This is a genomic window from Akkermansiaceae bacterium (assembly GCA_019634595.1).
Classification (GTDB): domain Bacteria; phylum Verrucomicrobiota; class Verrucomicrobiia; order Verrucomicrobiales; family Akkermansiaceae; genus Luteolibacter.
Genome location: JAHCBC010000004.1, coordinates 601,434 through 617,357 on the forward strand (window position 1 = coordinate 601,434; position 15,924 = coordinate 617,357).

General features: G+C 62.1%; 11 protein-coding genes. 4 read left to right on the forward strand and 7 right to left on the reverse strand.

Annotated features, from left to right (window positions below; genetic code table 11):
- Positions 1–4: 4 nt before the first annotated feature.
- A complete protein-coding gene (locus KF712_17740) occupies positions 5–3,418 on the reverse strand; it encodes a c-type cytochrome (GenBank protein ID MBX3742831.1) in 3,414 nt (1,137 codons plus the stop codon).
- A gap of 22 nt (positions 3,419–3,440) precedes the next feature.
- Positions 3,441–4,568 (reverse strand): Gfo/Idh/MocA family oxidoreductase, encoded by a 1,128-nt coding sequence (locus KF712_17745; GenBank protein MBX3742832.1) that lies wholly within the window; start codon positions 4,566–4,568, stop codon positions 3,441–3,443.
- Positions 4,569–4,645: 77 nt separating this feature from the next.
- On the opposite strand from KF712_17745, the gene KF712_17750 reads away from it, so the two are divergent.
- Positions 4,646–5,392, forward strand: a complete 747-nt coding sequence (locus KF712_17750; GenBank protein MBX3742833.1) for an AraC family transcriptional regulator — start codon at positions 4,646–4,648, stop codon at positions 5,390–5,392.
- Here KF712_17750 and KF712_17755 read toward each other — a convergent pair.
- The 3 genes from KF712_17755 to lgt form a co-directional block, all read right to left on the reverse strand.
- Positions 5,384–6,502 carry a response regulator gene (locus KF712_17755; protein MBX3742834.1) on the reverse strand — a complete coding sequence of 373 codons (1,119 nt, stop codon included), beginning with the start codon at positions 6,500–6,502 and terminating at the stop codon, positions 5,384–5,386. The genes KF712_17750 and KF712_17755 overlap by 9 nt on opposite strands.
- Positions 6,495–8,273, reverse strand: coding sequence for a CHASE3 domain-containing protein (locus KF712_17760; GenBank protein MBX3742835.1), 1,779 nt, complete (start codon positions 8,271–8,273; stop codon positions 6,495–6,497). The genes KF712_17755 and KF712_17760 overlap by 8 nt, the downstream gene beginning before the upstream one ends.
- Before the next feature lie 72 nt (positions 8,274–8,345).
- A complete protein-coding gene (lgt, locus tag KF712_17765; protein ID MBX3742836.1) occupies positions 8,346–9,365 on the reverse strand; it encodes a prolipoprotein diacylglyceryl transferase in 1,020 nt (339 codons plus the stop codon).
- 94 nt (positions 9,366–9,459) lie between these two features.
- Between lgt and KF712_17770 the strand changes: the two genes are divergently transcribed.
- Positions 9,460–9,726: a hypothetical protein gene (locus KF712_17770; GenBank protein ID MBX3742837.1), complete on the forward strand. Its 267-nt coding sequence runs from the start codon at positions 9,460–9,462 to the stop codon at positions 9,724–9,726.
- Between the two features lie 18 nt (positions 9,727–9,744).
- Positions 9,745–10,545 carry a TatD family hydrolase gene (locus KF712_17775; protein ID MBX3742838.1) on the forward strand — a complete coding sequence of 267 codons (801 nt, stop codon included), beginning with the start codon at positions 9,745–9,747 and terminating at the stop codon, positions 10,543–10,545.
- 90 nt (positions 10,546–10,635) lie between these two features.
- Here KF712_17775 and KF712_17780 read toward each other — a convergent pair whose 3' ends face one another.
- Positions 10,636–10,827: a hypothetical protein gene (locus KF712_17780; GenBank protein ID MBX3742839.1), complete on the reverse strand. Its 192-nt coding sequence runs from the start codon at positions 10,825–10,827 to the stop codon at positions 10,636–10,638.
- A 282-nt stretch (positions 10,828–11,109) separates the two neighbouring features.
- Between KF712_17780 and KF712_17785 the strand changes: the two genes are divergently transcribed.
- Complete coding sequence (locus KF712_17785; protein MBX3742840.1) at positions 11,110–14,526, forward strand: PKD domain-containing protein; 3,417 nt, start codon at positions 11,110–11,112, stop codon at positions 14,524–14,526.
- A 74-nt stretch (positions 14,527–14,600) separates the two neighbouring features.
- Here the strand turns inward: KF712_17785 and KF712_17790 are convergent, their stop codons facing one another.
- Positions 14,601–15,896 (reverse strand): aminopeptidase P N-terminal domain-containing protein, encoded by a 1,296-nt coding sequence (locus tag KF712_17790; GenBank protein ID MBX3742841.1) that lies wholly within the window; start codon positions 15,894–15,896, stop codon positions 14,601–14,603.
- Positions 15,897–15,924 lie beyond the last annotated feature (28 nt).

Below are 15,924 nucleotides of genomic sequence, written 5' to 3' on the forward strand. Positions count from 1 at the left end.
TTTCCTATTCCGGCACCAGATGGAGGTGGTCGATGCCGAACATCTTGCCCTGGGATGCGGCCGGGTTCGCCCCCAGCAGCTCGACCACAAGTTGGTTGAGTCCCTTTTTCACCGGCTGCTTGCCGAGGTCCACGTCTCCGGTGGTGATGACGGTTCCTTTGTTATAAAGGTCGATGTTCTCCACCACGGTCACGCCGTTCAGCTTCACCCGGAAGATGCCATAGTCATGGGCCTTCGTGAACACGGCGGAAACCGCGTAGTTGCCCTCCACCGCACTCTCGAACTGGATGACGATGCGGTCGCCGGTCTCCCCCTGGGTCCACCAGAGATGGCTGTCGCCGCTCCATGAGGCTGCCTTGAAGCCCTCCATGTTCTGCTTCTGGACGGTTCCGCGGTTCACTTCAGCGACCTTCAGCAGGTCATCACCGATGATGATCTCCCCTTCCACCGGCAGTGGCACCTGCCGGGGGCTCTGGAGATAGCCGATGAGGTCGCGGGTTTCGTCGGACGTCAGGTTCGCGATCAGTCCCTCCGGCATCATGGACGTCGTGGAAACCTTGTGATCCTTGATATCGGATACAGGCACCGTCACCTGACCACCGCCGATGACGGCGATGCCCAGCACGTCCACAGTCCTGTCTTTCAGCAATCCGGCCACCACCTGGCCGTCTTTCTTGACGATGGTGTGGAGCTGGTAGTCCAGGCCGACGAGCGACCCGGGATCGATGATGTTTTCCAGCAGATACTTCGTGTCCGCGCGGTTGGAGCCGGTCAGGTCCGGGCCGAGCTTCATCCCGTCCCCGAACAACTGGTGGCAGGCGAAACAGGTGGACTGGTAGATTTTCCGGCCATTCCGGAGATCCGCCTTGGCCAGCACCTTCGGGTTGAGGGTTTTCGCCAACCGCTCGATCTCCTTCAGTTTGTCCTCCGCCTGTCCGGCGGAAATGGCGCCCCAGTGTTTCTCCACCGCAGCGGTGATGTCCGGCTGGTCATAGCCGCGCATCTGGCGTGCGACGAACGCGCTGATCCCGCCACGGGTGATCTTCCCTGCGGTGAGGGCTTCGGCCAACTTGCGGGCACCACCCTCAGACGCGCCCAGTGACTGGACCGCCGCCTCCTTGCCGACGGTGTCCAGTTTGGAAAACGTCTCCATCAAAAAGGCCGGGATGCGTTCGTCCGGAACACGGCCGAGCGCCCGTATCCACTCCACGCGCTGCGGATCCGCTTCATTTGCAGCCAGCTTCAGCAGGAGATCCGCCATGCCCGCATGCGCCATCCGCATGAGGTTCTCCAGTGCCGCGCTGCGGTCCTCTTTCTTCGCGGAGAGATCCCCGATGGCCTTGAGGAAACGATCCGCCATCCGCTTGTCCCCGAACACGGTGGCGACCAGCTCGAAATCACGCCGTGCCTCCGGCGACTTCAGGGCGATGAATGCTTCCGATGATTCCGCCCAGCCTTTCGCGGCAGGCAGCGCACCGGATTTCGAAAGCGCCATCGACAGTCCGGAAAGCACATCCGTCACCAGACCTGCCTTATCCGCGTTCACCGCCACCAGCCCGATCACGGCATCCCTGCCCTCCGGGGTTTCCGCCATCCGGCGGACGATGAAACGGGTAACCTTCGGGATCCGCGAGTTGAGGATCATGGCCTGGGCAAGCTTCCCATCCTGCGGGATGATGTCGCTGACCCCATACCAGATCATCAGCGGCAGGTTGTGATCCTCAGCGTCCTCACCGTGGGCGAGCAGCGCCATGGCGATATCCCCGCGCTTCGCGGGTTCCATCCTTTGCAGCGCGGCTGCCAGGTAGAGGCGCACCATCGCGGAGGCATCCGTGGCAGCCATTTCCGCGAAGCGCTTCAGCGCCAGCGGACCGGCGTTCTTTTTCTCCGACAGCAACTGAATGGCCCATGCGCGGACATACTCTCCCTGATGGGCGGTGAGTTCCAACAGGGCAGCCTCATCCAGGCCATTGATGACATGGAGCGCCCACATCGCGCGGAGGCCGCGGGTTTCATCCGCATGGGAAAGCATTTTCCGCAGTCCCGTGACCGTGTTATCACGGTCCAGCGTGCCATCCGCCGCACGCTGCTGGAGCATCCGCCGAGCGGTGCGGACGAACCAGTCGTTCTTGTGCATCTGGAAAGCCACCAGCTCCGCGTCGGTGGACTTCTTCAGGTCCACGGACTTCACCTCCGGTGTGCCGTAGGTGATCTTATAGATCCGTCCGTTGCTGCGGTCCCATACCTCACCGTTCACGTTGTGGCAGGTCTGTTCGTCATACCAATCGGTCAGATACATGCCGCCGTCCGGACCATAGCGGAGGGAGACGCCCATGTGCTGCTTGTCGTTGGAGAACAGGAAATCCGGCTCATGTTTCCCGACGTAGCCGGAACCCCGGCGCTCCACCCGCTCCTGGTTCACACGGTGGCCATGGAGATTGTTGAAAAGCAGCTTGCCGCGGAACTGGTCGGGAAAGTTATCGCCCAGATAGATGGAAAGCCCGCAGTGGGCATGGCCGCCGCCGAAGTCCGATGAGGAACCATCGCGCGATCCCTGCCACTGGTCCCCCTTGTAGTGGAGGTGGTCCGCACAGGTCTTGATGTCATCGTAGGTGTGCGGGTCGAAATGCTGGCCCGCCTGGCGCTGGTAGCGGGCACCTTGGATGACATGATAAAGGTGGGGGATCACGCAGGCGGTGATGAAGGCCTGGCCGTGGTCGTTGAAGTCAACGCCCCAGGGATTCGAACTGCCATGGGCGAACACCTCGAACTCCCGGCGCTGCGGGTGGAAACGCCAGACCGCGGCGTTCATGGGGATACGCTGGTCGTCGGCGGTGCCCGGCTTTCCGACCTTCGAGTGGGTGAAGACACCGTGGCAGCCATAGAGCCAGCCATCCGGCCCCCAGTTGAAGGCATTGAGCGTCTCATGCGTGTCATGCCAGCCGAAGCCGTCCAGCAAGATCTCCGGCTTTCCGTCCGGCTTGTCGTCACCGTCCGCATCCGGGATGAACATCAGGTAAGGAGCGGCCCCCACCCACACCCCGCCGAAGCCGACTTCCAGGCCGGAGACCAGGTTGAGTCCTTCGGTGAATACCTTCCGCTCATCGAAGACGCCGTCGCCATCCTTGTCCTCGAAGATGAGGATGCGGTCCTTGCCGGTATCCCCCTTTGCGCGGATGGGATACTCGTATGCCTCCGCGATCCAGACGCGGCCCCGCTCGTCGATGGTCATCGCGACGGGTTGCCGGACGTCCGGCTCCGCGGCGGACTGGACGACCTTGAAGCCTTCATAGGCGCGGAAGGCCTCCAGCGCCTTCTTCGGCGGCAGGCCGCTGACCTGTTCACCGATGACGGGAGGCTTGAGGTTCTGGGCGGATGCCGAGGCTGCCACCGCGAGAAAGAGTACCGGTAATTTCATCTTGGGTTCCGTGATGGATGTTTCAGCCGAGGGTTTCCTGTGGCAGATGCTTGATGACACCGCCCTCCATCGCGCTTTCATGGGCGAGGATGCCGGTGCAGGTCCAGTTCGCGGACTGGCGTGCGTTCGGGAACGGCTGGCGTTTTTCGATCACCGCCATGGCGAACTCATGGGCGAGGTGCGGGTGGCTGCCGCCATGGCCCGCTCCCTGGGTGAAGCTCAGGTGCTGGTTGTCATCGGAGTCATAGATGCCCTTCGTGGTGTAGCGGCGGATGCTTTCCGGCAGGCGCTCCGCGAAGTCCGGCGCGGTGACTTCCGAAGGGATCTCCGGCTCGGGCTTTTTCGCGGTATGGAGTATGAGCGGCTGGTGCTCCACCAGCGGCCACTCCACCGACTTCGCGGAGCCATAGACGTCGATGCTCTCCCGGTATTGCCGGGCGGTGTCGAAAAGGCTGCGGATGACCCGCACGCTGAGGTCACTGTCCTTCACCTTCACATGCGCGGTTTCCACCGCGAACGGTGAACCGTAGTGGCCGATGAGTTCCTCCCGGATGGTGCCGGAGCCGAAGCAACTGACGTACTCCGCATCCCCGCCAGCCAACCCCAGCACCGGCCCCACGCAGTGGGTGGCATAGTGCATGGGCGGGAGGCCCGGCCAGTAGTCCGGCCAGCCGTCCATGTCCTGCTGGTGGCTGGCCTGGATGTACTGGATCTTCCCGAGTTCCCCGGCATCCCGGAGGTGCTTCATGTAAAGGTACTCCCGCGCATAAACCACCGTCTCCATCATCATGTAGGTGAGTCCGGTTTCCTCCGTCAGGCGGATGATCTCCAGGCACTCCTCCACCGTGGTGGCCATCGGCACGGTGCAGGCCACGTGCTTGCCCGCCTTCAGCGCGGCGATGGACTGCTGCCCGTGGTTGGGGATCGGCGAGTTGATGTGCACGGCATCAATCTCCGGATCCGCCAGCAGGTCTTCATAGCGGGTGTAGCGTTTCGCCACGCCCCATTCGTCGCCCACCTTGTTGAGGTTCGCTTCATTCCGCTGGCAGATGGCGGCACAGGTGGTGTGCGGATGTTTCTGCCAGATGGGGATGAATTCCGCCCCGAATCCGAGGCCGACGACGGCGATGTTGATCTTGCGTTCGCTCATGGGTTGCTGGACGGATGTCATCACAAAGCCTCCCGGCGCGCTTGTAAGATTCCGGGAAATCCTTGTATGATTCCGACATGCCAACTTCCGACCCCCAACGCGGATGGATGGAGGAACTGCCTGCCGGACAGTTCCGCCACCTCTTCGACCATCTGCCGGGAACGCTCTTTTTCGCCAAGAACCGGGAAGCCCGCCTGATGGGCGGAAACCCGGCCTTCGTCCGGCGGTGTGGCTTCCGCTCCGAAGCGGAGATCGTCGGCCTGCTGGACCGCGACATCTTCCCTCCCCGGCTGGCGGATAAATATCACCGTGACGACATGGCGGTCATTTCCAGCGGCAAGCCGATGCTCGGCCTCATCGAGCTGTTCCCCGGCCCGGACGGACAGCCGGAGTGGTTCATCACGGACAAGCTGCCGTTGTTCGACCGGCAGGGAAAGGTGCTGGGCCTTTGCGGCACGGTCCGCAGTTATGAGGAACAGCGGGTGGCGATCCAACCCTATCTGGAACTGGCACCGGTCGCGGAGCATCTGAAGAAGCACCACCGGGAGCCTCTGGACCTCCCCGCGCTCGCCCGCATGGCCGGCCTTTCAGAACGGCAGCTCGAACGGAAATTCCACGCCACCTTCCAGACCACGCCGCGGAATTTCCTGGTGAAGATGCGGATCGTGAATGCGTGCCGCCTGCTGCCCGATCCGCGGCTTTCCCTCACGGAGATCGCCCTGGAAGTGGGATTCTACGACCACAGCGACTTTTCCCGCCAGTTCCGCAAACACATGGGGGAATCCCCCACCGAATACCGCCGGGCAAACCGCGGTTCACGCTGACTCCCCTACCAGCGGCAGGGCGATGCGGAACACGGAACCTTTCCCGTCGCGGGGCTGGTAGGAAACGCGGCCTTCCATCGCCGTGACCAGCTCATGCACGATGTGGAGGCCAAGGCCGGTCGAGGCCTCGCCATTCGTCGGACGGGCGCTCAGCCGGGTGAATTTCCCGAACAACAACGGCACCTCCTCATCCAGGATGCCCGGCCCCTCATCCTCGATCCGGAAGATGCCCCCCTCCCCGTTCCGCTGGAGATGGATGGTCACCGTGGAGCCGGCCGGAGAGAACTTGATGGCATTCGAAACGAGGTTCTCGATGCAGCACATCAACAGGCGGCTGTCTCCGAAAACGGAAAGATCATCCCCGCTGCGGAGAACATCGATGCGGATGTTTTTCCGGCGGCAGTGCTGCTCGAAATTCGCAACCGCCCGCTCCGCGTGGGCCTCGAGGGACAGCGGTTTCCTGATGACCGCGGACTTCGCTTCCTCGATCGACTTCGTTTCGAGAAGGCTGGAAACGATCTCGAAGGCCCGCTGGGCGGATTCCCCGATGCTCGATATGAGCTGCGCGCGGGCGTCCACCGGCAAGGCGGGGTTTTCCGCCAACATGGTGGCGGCGAACTGGATGCCGCTCAGCGGATTCTTCAGATCATGCGCGACCACCTCCAGCAGCCGGTTCTTCTCACGGATGACCCCCGACAAATGGTTGTGCGTCTTGCGCCGGTTGGCATGGAGTTCCACCCGTGAGATCAGCTCCGGTCCATGGAAGGGCTTGGTGACGTAGTCCACGGCACCGGCCTCCAGGGCATCCACCACGAAGTTCTTGTCCGCGGCGGCGGAAAGGAAAATGACCGGGACGTCCCGCAGTTCCGGGTTCTCACGGAGCTTCCGGCAGAACTCGAAGCCTGTCATGCCGGGCATCATCACATCCAGCAGGATGAGGTCGGGATGCACGCTTTCCAGCTTTGCCAGCGCCTCCTGCCCGCTCCCGGCGGCGATGACCTCATGGCCATGGCGGAGCAGCAGCGAACCGACAACCTGGATGTTTTTCACCTCATCATCAACGACGAGCACCAAGGCGGCGGGATTCGGTCTTGGCAGAGGATCAAGCATCAGTGGCGGAATGGGATTTCACGATCTCCGGGAACGCATCCAGGTGCCTGCCCGCCGTCTCCAGATCAAAGGTTCCGGCGGCCTCCCGCAGACGGGCTGCATAGTCCTGCAACGATACCGATCCATGGCGGGATGCAAGGACTGAAATTTTGTCCGCGAAGGAAATGGTCGCCTGCGCCGGCACCAGCTTCACCAGTTCCGGCCAAGGCGATGCCAGCAACGCCGCCAATGCCTCCGCCAGCCCGGCAGGATCCAGGAGGCTTCCCGCCTCGATCCGGACGGAGGACGAATCTGACGGAATGCCCCCCTTTCCTTTCCTTGGATGAAGGATCCTGAAATCCGTTTCATCCTGCATATCCCCCGTGGTTTCCGGAACGAACTCCGACCGGGTGACAGGGATTGACAGGGTGAAGGTGGAGCCTTGTCCAACCACACTCTCCACCGAAACCTCACCCCCCATTGCCTCCGCCAGCCGCCCGCTGATGTTCAGCCCCAGGCCGGTGCCTTCGAAATCCCGCGAGTTCCGGGAATCCACCTGGTAGAACGGCTGGAAGATCGCCTTGTGTTGTTCCTTGTCGATCCCGATGCCTGTGTCCGTGACCGTGAGAACGAGCCAGCCCCGGGAATCGTCCGGCGGTTTCCGGAAATCCGCACTCACGCGGACCTGCCCTTCGCGGGTGAACTTGAGCGCGTTGCCGATCAGGTTCACCATGATCTGCCGGAGCCGCAGCGCATCGAAAACGAGGACGGACGGAACACCCGGCTCCACTTCGACACGATAGTTCAACCCCTTTTCGGAAGCCCTGTACGAGAACAAGGTTCCAAGATTCCCGATGAAACGGCGGACATCCACCGGCACGGGACGGATCTCGAGTTTCGATGCCTCGATTTTCGAGAGATCGAGGATGTCGTTGATCAGTTCCAACAGTGAGTTCCCGCTGGAGAGGATGGCCTGGGCGTAGTGCTTCTGCTGTCCGGCCGGGAGGGAGTCCTCGAGCAGCTCGCCGAAGCCGAGGATGGCATTCATCGGGGTCCTGATCTCATGGCTCATCATGGCGAGGAAATCGCCCTTCGCCTTGTCGGACTGGACGGCACGGTCCTTGTCCTGGGTCACCGCCACCATCCGTTCCTGGTTTCTCAGATAGAAGAACAGAACCAGCACGCCGATGGCGGTGGAAAGGACCGCCGCGCCGCCGGTCAACGCCACGATCAGGTTCGTCCGGGTGAGGTTGTGTATCTGGCTCTGCTGCAGGCCGCCCAGCAGCTTTTCCTCCACGACCTCCATGTCCGAGATCCGCTGGCGGAACACATCCATGAGCGATTTGCCCTCTCCGGTGGCGGAGATCCGGCTGACCTCCACCTCCCCCTGCGTCCTGCGGATGTCGATGGTCCGTGCCAGGTAGGCTTTCTTGCGGTCCGCCGCCTGACGCAGCAGCTTGCTCCTTTCATGCTGGGGCGGATTGTTCCGGGTGAGGGTCTCCACTTCGGACAGCAGGTTGTCGAGAATCTCCCGGGAAAGGTGATAGGGTTCCAGATACTGGTCCTCACCCACGATGATGTATCCGCGCTGGCCCAGCTCCAGATCCTGCATGGCGGAAAGGGAAGACCGCAGGGCTGTGAGGACACTCCGGCTATGGGACACCCGGCGCGCATCCTCAAGGTTGCGGCGGGTGTTGAGCGCGGAGGTGATGACCCCGCAACCGATCATCACCAGCACCACCAGGGCGGAGGCGAGGTACCTCGTCCTGACTTTACGCGCTCGCTGGGGCATTCCGGAGTGGCTTCGGCACCGCTGGCGAAACTACATCAACCAGTTGGTACAACAAGGCTCCAATCCGCGCATTTACTCCGCTGCCACCGGCCTTCTCCTCCACGCCAGGATCAGGAAGCCGGCCGAGAACGCGAACATGAACAGGGACAGGAACTGCCCCTGGGTCAGGACGCCGTCGATGACCCAAGCCGCGTCCGGCTCCCGGAACCGCTCCGCGAAGATCCGGAAAATGGCATAGAGTCCGAAAAACAGCCCGGTCAGCAGGCCGTGCGGGGCCTTCGGGAAACGGATCCGCACGATCCAGAGGATGGCGAAAAGCAGCAGCCCCTCCAGCGCACCTTCATACACCTGCGACGGGTGGCGCGGCTCCAGATAGGGTGCGATGGCCTCTTTCACCTGGTCCGACTTGCGGGTGGCAGCCAGCAGTTGCTCGAAAAACGCATGCTGGGCAGGTCCGGTGGCCGCATCATTCATCGCGTGATAGGCCGGTGCCAGGGCAGGGTCCGCATTCACGGCCGCCGCGGCCGCCACTTCGAAGCTGCCGGATTCCGGCGCTTTCGCATCCATCAGCGCCGTGGGGAATTTCACCGCCCAGGAAAGACCGGACGCGACACGTCCATACAGCTCTCCGTTGATGAAATTCGCGGCCCGGCCGAAAAAGAGGCCCACCGGGGCGACCACGCACAGACCATCCCCCAACCCGGTCCAGGAAACCTTGTGCTTCCGGGCGTAGAACCAGGTGAAAATCACCAGACCGAGGATGCCGCCGTGGCTGGCCATCCCCCCTTCCCATACCTTGAAAACCAGCAACGGATCGGCGGCGAGGCTTCCCCAGCCCATCTTCGGGATGTGGTAGAACAGGATGTAGCCCAGCCGGCCACCGAGAAAGACGCCGAAGAGGGCGGCGGCGGCGATGAAATCCCCCGTCTTCTCCGGCTTGAGCACCCACAGCCCCTTCCGCGCCAGATGGCGCAGCAGCAGGAACCCGGCCACGAACCCCATCAGATACGCCAGCCCGTACCAACGGAGGGCCAGATTCCCGAAGAGTGGCAGCGCCACCGGATCCAGATCATGCACATAAACGCCTAACACGCCCGCACCTCACACCATCCCCCGCCCGTCCGCAAGCGGAACTCCGGGCACCTTCCCGATTGACCTGCCGGGCTTCCCAACGGACGTTTCCTTCATGCCGACGAGCAAAAAGGACCTGCTGGATCTCCAGTTCATCGATGCGCGACACAAGCTCATCGAAGTGGCCGCATTTCTGGACCGCATCGACCGGCACGCCGGGGAGGACGACTACCGCATCGCCGCGCTTAAGAAAACCCTGCCCATCCTGCTGGAAGACCGCCCGGACCGCGCCCGCAGCGTGCTGGAGGCGCTGTCCGACCACAGCACGGAACTTTCCCCCACCGCGCCCTTCCAAGGGGCCTTCGGTGCCCCCCTTCCCTGAGACCCCACCCATTTTCCGATGAAATACATCGAGCCACACGGCCACATGGTCAGCCGGACGACGGATGACTACGAGAAACTCGCTCTCTCCGGCTGCGAGGCGCTTTGCGAACCCGCGTTCTGGGCGGGCTTCGACCGCTCCTCCGCGGACGGATTCCACGACTACTTCCGCCAGCTCACCGAGTATGAACCGAAACGTGCCGCGAAATACGGCATCAAGCACTTCTGCTGGCTGTGCATCAACCCGAAGGAAGCGGACGATCCGGTCTTCGCCCGGGAGGTGATGTCCCTCATCCCGCAGTTCATCAACAAGCCGAACGTGCTCGGCATCGGCGAAATCGGACTGAACAAGAACACCCGCAGCGAGCTGACCATCTTCGAGGAACACGTCCAGATCGCCCTCGACCATGACCTGCCGGTCCTGATCCACACGCCCCACCTGGAGGACAAGCTCAAGGGCACGAAGCTGATCCTCGATTCACTGGCGAATTTCTCAAAAATCGACCGCTCGAAGGTCATCATCGACCATGTGGAGGAACATACCATCTCCCACGTGCTGGAGCAGGGCTACTGGGCGGGCATGACCCTCTATCCTGAGAGCAAGTGCAGCCCGAACCGTGCGATCGACATGCTGGAAATCTACGGCGACGAGCGGCTGTGGCTGAACTCCGCCTGCGACTGGGGCCACTCCGACCCCCTTTCCGTGCCGAAATGCGCGCTGGAGATGAAGCGCCGGAAACACAGCGCGGAGCAGATCGAGAAGATCCTTTTCGGGAATCCGAAGGCATTCCTGAGCCAGTGCCCGAACTTCGCCCTGTGACCCTGCGGGCGTGGCCGTTCGTGCGCGCCGCGAGCGCTTCCGGATATTTCCCGCCGAGTTCGACCCAATCCGAGTGCGCGAAAGAAAGCCTCACGCCATGACAGGAAGGATTCTTCCCAGCACGTGATCATGGAACCATATATGCCGTTCCAAGGCTTCCTTGTATTTCCCCTGCCGGGTGAACTCCTGGACATCATCCAGCGCTTTTTGCAATTCATCCTGTGCCTGGCATGGCAGCATGAGGGAAAAAATGGCGATGATGGAAAAAAGAGATCGTGTCATGGGTTATTCCAGGTATGACTCCGTGCGCGGATGCGGCATTTAACGGGGCAACCAGCTCCTGGAGGGCTCTCCGACAAGAGTTGCCGACGGCATATCCAGCTTATACGCAGACATGTGTCGCGGCCGAGGCAAAGATAGAATCTGATGGAATCTAACAGATTTCATAAAGCTCCGCATTACAAAGGGTTTTTCGCACCCACCTGCATGGATCACAGATAAGTCGTGAAGATTACCAGAATCTGATTTCGACAAACACGATATTACCGGCATATGATTGCCTGCATGCACAGGTTCCGAGCCTTCTTCCTGCCCATATTGCTGCTGCTTGCCGTCGGACTCATCGTCTTCCTCCGTCCTGACCGCGATATCACCTCCACCAAAGCACCGGCACGCCTCCCCTCCCAGCAAGTCATTTCCACGGAGATCCTTTCCCATCCGGATCTGGCGGAATGGACCGATCCACAGCGGACGCGGAAATCCCCGTCCACCGGGGAACTCCCGCGCCTGCTGGAACTCGCCAAGGAACGGTCCGCCACGATGAAGCGGCTGATCTCCACCGCGCCGCAACAGGCGCTGGAGGCCGCGATCACACCGGCCCGTTATGATGCGCTGCCGGAGGAACTGAAGCCATGGTTCGAACGCCCGTTCGCCCAGACCGCCACCCTGCGGGTGACGCCGGTTTGTGCTCCGGGAGTGAACCTGGAGCCGGACAGGGTGCTGGAGATGGACGGGCTGAACTGGAGTGCCTCCGTCTATGGCTGGAGAAAGGGCCAGAACTCCAAACAGGACGCTCCCCTGGTGGGCATCACGCTGGATGGCGTGGCTGCGATTTCGGATGGATTTTTCCAGATCGTGCCACGCGATGAAGAAGCGCACGCTTCAGCACTCCCGATGGGGAATTTCCATCCGGACCACGACTTCCAGACGGGTGAACCGCTTGGCGGAAGCCCGGTGGTGGCAACCATGGGCGGGAAGCAATACCGATTCTCCAGCACGGCTTCCCTTGAGGAGACCAACCTGCAACTCGCCGCGCTCGAGACATTCCCTGCTCCGAAGACAGGAGCGAACGTCGTTTTCGCAGCTCCCGCACCCGCCGCAGGTGGAGGGATCGATTGGGCCGCAGCAAAAGCGGAGGTGAAAATCCAGGCGAGCGTATGGACGGAAACGGACAAGAAGGTCTTCTGCATCCGCGTGGATTTCTCCAACCTGACCGGCGCTGCTTCCACGCAGACGGAGTTGGCGAATCTGATGAATGGACCGGTGGCCAGCAGCTTGCTCGAAATGTCCTACGGTAAAACCACGATCAATGCCACCGTCAGCGAAGCGACGGTCCGCATGCCGCAGCCGACCGGCTTTTACGCTCCGTCCAAGAACACCGAACTGCACGCGGATGCGATCGCGGCCTACAAGACTGCCAACGGAGCCAACTCCCTCAACGGCTACGACATCGTGGTGGTCCACTTCGCTTCCATCGGCATGCAGGGCGGCGGCATCGCCTACGCCGGCTATGCGGATCTCAACGCTGAAAGGCAGTGGCTCCAAGGGACACTCTACTCCGGAGTGACCATCCACGAGTTCGGCCACAACTACGGCATCGGGCACGCCAGCTTCTGGAAAACCACCAACGGAACCGTGACCGGAACCGGCGACTCGGAGGAATACGGTGACCACACCGACATCATGGGCGAAGGCCCTGACCCGGCGGGACACTTCCATATGCAGGCGAAGCAGTTCCTCAACTGGTATCCCACGGGCAACGACAACTGGGTGAATGCAACCACCTCGGGCTCCGGCACCCGCCGCATCCACCGTTTCGACTCCGCCGGCACCACCGGTACGATCCGCGGCGTCCGTGTGACCAAATCAAACACCCCCGCGGGCGTGGATTACTACTGGGTGGGTTATCGCCCGGGCCTTTCCACTCTGCCGACCTTCCAGAACGGTGCCTACGTCCTCTGGCAGCGTCCGTCCGAGACCCGTTCCTGGCTCATCGATACCACCCCCAACTCGGCGCAGGGCAAGGACGACTCCGCCGTGGCGATCGGCCGGACTTACTCGGACACCACCGCCGATGTGCACATCACCCCCACCGGCAAGGGAGGAACAGGTGCGGACCAATGGCTGGACGTGAACATCCAGCTCGGCCCGTTCCCGGGGAACACCGCACCCACCGCCACCCTCACGGGTAGTCCCACCGTCGTGACACGGACCTCCGCTTCCTTCTCAGTCGAAGCGCTGGATGCGAACGGAGATCCCCTCTCCTACTTCTGGGACTTCGGCGATGGCAACTTGGGCGGCAACTCCTCATCCATCACCCACCAGTGGGTGAACAGCGGCACCTACACCGTGACGGTCACCGTCTCCGACATGAAAGGCGGCACCATCTCGCGCAGCCAGTCCATAACTGTGACCGACCCGCTGGATACCTGGACGACCAGAGTATCGGGCTCCAACACGTCCACCTACTTCGACGTGGCGGCGGGCGGCGGGCGGGTGGTGGCGGTAGGACAAAGCGTCGGAGCTTACCGCACCTCCACGGACGGGACCACCTGGACCGCAGCCACCGTAGGGGGAGGCATCACCGTCAATACCCACCTCTACACCATCATCCACGACGGTTCCCAGTTCATCGCTGGTGGCATGGATCATGACAACGGTTGGAAAGGTGTCATCCTCACCTCACCCAACGGCACGACATGGACCCGCCGCCATTTCAACGGGCAAAAAGTAACCGGACTGGCAGCGGGAACAGGCGTGATGGTGGCCGTCGGCGAAGCCGGGGCAATGTGGCGCTCCACCGACTCCATCACCTGGACACCGGTCACCAGCGGAACGAGCCTGAACTTTTCGGACGTCGCCTTTGGCGGCGGCCGCTTCATCGCAGGGGCCGGCGACATGTCCCAGGAACCGTTTCCGCGTGTGGTGCTCACTTCCGCCGATGGCCTGACATGGACCAATACCACCGCAACTACCGGCCTTCCCCACCTCTCGGAGATCGCGGAAATCGAGTATATCGACGGGCGCTTCATTGCCAGTGGATGGAATGCCGGCATCCGCAAATCAACCGACCTGGGCGTCACGTTCCCGGCGGTGGAAAGCAGCTTCAAGAGCCTGACAGGCATCGCATATGGCAACGGTATCTATCTGGCTGTGGGTGTTGACCCGAGCAATGGAAGAGCCGACATCAACATGGCCTCCACGGACGGCGAGACCTGGACGCTCCTTGCCACCACTGCACAGAGCGACCGGAATGACCTCGTCTTCTTCAACAACACCTTCATCACCGTCGGTGCCGATGGCACCATCCGCCAGTCCGGAACCATCGCCCCCGCCCTCACCGGCTTCGCGGCATGGGCGCAGATCCACTTCCCCGACTCTCCTCCTCTGTCCGGACCCAACGATGACTACGATGGCGATGGCGTGAAGAACCTGGCGGAATATGCCACCGGCACGGATCCGAAGAATGCCGGCAGCCGCGCCGCCATCACGGCGGTGAAGCAGGGAGCCACGCTGGTCCTCACCATCCCCCGTGATCCCACCGTTACGGGTGTGACGATCACCGGCACCACCTCGTCCACCTTGGGCGGCTGGACAACAACCGGTGTGACCGTGCTTGAGGATTCCGCCACCCAATACCGGGCCTCCATCCCGGTTGGCTCCGGAAAAGGCTTCCTGCGGGCGGAATTCTCCGTTCCGTGACGAACAGGGGGGGCCCCCGCATGGTAATCTTCCAGAAATCCTCCGTGCCGTGATGCGGCCGGGGGATTTCCCGTTCAACGGCCTCCCGCCATCAGTTCCTCGATCTCCTCCGCTTCGATGGGAATGGATGCCATCAGGTCGGTGTTGGAATCCTTTCCGATGAGGACATTGTTCTCCAATCTCACCCCCAGCCCCTCCTCCCGGATGTAGATGCCTGGCTCGATGGTGAAGACCATGCCCTCCGCCACCGTTTCTCCGGGGGGGGCAACATCATGCACATCCAGTCCCAGGTGGTGGGAGGTGCCGTGCATGAAGTAGCGTTTCACCAGCGGCTTGTCCGGTCCCTGCTCCTTCGCCTCCGCCGCATCGATGAGTCCCAGGTGGATGAGTTCCGCCTCCATGATGGACAGGATCTGCTTCTGGTAGTCCGCAGGATGCACCCCCGGGCGCAGCAGTTGGTTCGCCGCGCGCAGGACACGCAGAACCGCATCATAAACGGCGCGTTGCCGTGGAGAGAACCTTCCGTTGGCAGGCACGGTGCGTGTCATGTCGGAGTTCCAGCCCGCGTACTCCGCGGCCACATCCATCAGGATGAGATCCCCGTCCCGGCAGATCCGGTCATTCTTGATATAGTGGAGGACGCAGGCCCCCGTCCCGGAGGCGATGATGGGGGTGTAGGCGAATCCCTTCGATCCCCGGCGGAGGAACTCATGCATGAACTCGGCTTCGATCTCCCACTCCCCCACACCCGGACGGATGAAGTCGAGCGAGCGGCGGAATCCCGCTTCCGTGATGGCACACGCCTTTGAAATGATGGAAATCTCCTGAGGCTGCTTCACCATGCGCAGGCGGTGCATCAACGGAGCCAGCCGCTCGTAGCGGTGCAGCGGGTAGCGGAGCTGGCATTCCTTGATGAAGCGGGCATTCCGCGTCTCCACCTCCACCACGGCCCGCAGATGCTCGTTCGTCGCCAGATAGATATGATCCACCTGCGGCACCAACCGGTGGAGGATGCCCTGGAAATTTCCCGTCCACTCGATGCGGGAGATCCCCGTCCGCAGCGCGGCCTCCTCCTTCGTCAGCTTCTCCCCTTCCCAAATGGCGATCTCCGCGCTGGTCTCCCTGACGAACAGGATCTCCCGGTCCCGGCTTTCCGGGGCATCCGGCATCAGGATGAGGATGGTCTCCTCCTGATCGATGCCGGTGAGGTGGAAAAGATCGTTCTGCTGGCGGAACGCCATGGTTCCATCCGCGTTCGTGGGATAGATGTCGTTCGAGTGGATGATGACGATGCTGCCGGACTTCAGCATTCCACGCAGGCGGGCGCGGTTGGCGGCGAACAGCTCCGGATCGATGGGTTCCACTCTCACAGGCGGATCATCGGACGGTCCATCCTCC